This window comes from Olavius algarvensis spirochete endosymbiont (assembly GCA_900608495.1).
In the GTDB taxonomy this organism is placed as follows: domain Bacteria; phylum Spirochaetota; class Spirochaetia; order DSM-2461; family DSM-2461; genus UBA2779.
Genome location: UWYT01000159.1, coordinates 1 through 1,080 on the forward strand (window position 1 = coordinate 1; position 1,080 = coordinate 1,080).

Sequence of the window (1,080 nt, forward strand, 5' to 3'; positions counted from 1 at the left end):
CCGCATCCGGAAAATCACGCCGGCAGATAGAATAGAAGATAGAATGGTAAGCACCATAGCCGGCACTGGCTCAGCGACACAGTTTGATGACCCCTCCGGCGTAGCTGTGGACTCAAGAGGCAACGTCTATGTGGCAGATACTGGCAACAACCGCATTCGGAAGATCGCGCCGACGGGGGTGGTAAGCACCATAGCCGGTACTAACACAGCGGGTCATGTGGATGACACCGGCACAGATGCACGCTTTAACTCCCCCAATGGAGTGGCTGTGGACTCAAGAGGCAACGTCTATGTGGCAGATAGTGAGAACAACCGCATCCGGAAGATCACGCCAGCGGGGGTGGTAAGCACCATAGCCGGAACAGGCAGCATGGCACAGTTTAATCAACCCCGCGGCGTGGCTGTGGACTCATCCGGCAATATCTATGTGGCAGATTTTAACAATCACCGCATCCGGAAGGTTGAATACAAGGTGCCCTAGCCAGCGGCACCGGGTTATATAGATAGCGCGCCGACGACAGAGCACAGTTTAACCAAGCCCTTCGGCGTGGCTATGCACTCATCCGGCAATATCTATGTGGCAGATAGTGTCAATCACCGCATTCGGAAGATCACGCCGACAGATAGAATAGAAGATAGAGTGGTAAGCACCTTAGCCGGAACTGGCACGCCAGGTCATACTGATGGCGCCAGCAACACGGCGCAGTTCAACTACCCCGCCGGCGTAGCTATAGACTCATCCGGCAATGTCTATGTGGCAGATACCAAGAACAACCGCATCCGGAAGATAGAGTACAAGGTGCCCTGGCCAGCGGCACGATGGCTCCTCATGTTAAATGTGATACCTCATTAGAATTGCCCCTTGATGCGAGGGCCGAGGCTGGTTCTCGCGCTAGCCTCCCCCGCTGTTCTATCCGACATCTCAAAACAGAAAAGAGTTTTTTCATAATAAGAAATAAATGCTGGGAAAAAAGCCTTGAGTTTTTCAGTGCATGGGGACGAAATATCAAGAATAGTTTGTTTTGGTTCGCAGTCAATCTAGATAAGAAGCTATTTAACTTATGAATAAGATATCCAGTA

General features: G+C 51.5%; 2 protein-coding genes. Both read left to right on the forward strand.

Annotated elements, in window-relative coordinates; translation table 11 throughout:
- Window positions 1–481: NHL domain-containing protein (locus S1OALGB6SA_RS04005; RefSeq protein ID WP_195910292.1), on the forward strand; the 481-nt coding region annotated here is incomplete at its 5' end.
- Between the two features lie 18 nt (window positions 482–499).
- A complete protein-coding gene (locus tag S1OALGB6SA_RS04010; RefSeq protein WP_306766982.1) occupies window positions 500–853 on the forward strand; it encodes an NHL repeat-containing protein in 354 nt (117 codons plus the stop codon).
- Window positions 854–1,080: the final 227 nt, after the last annotated feature.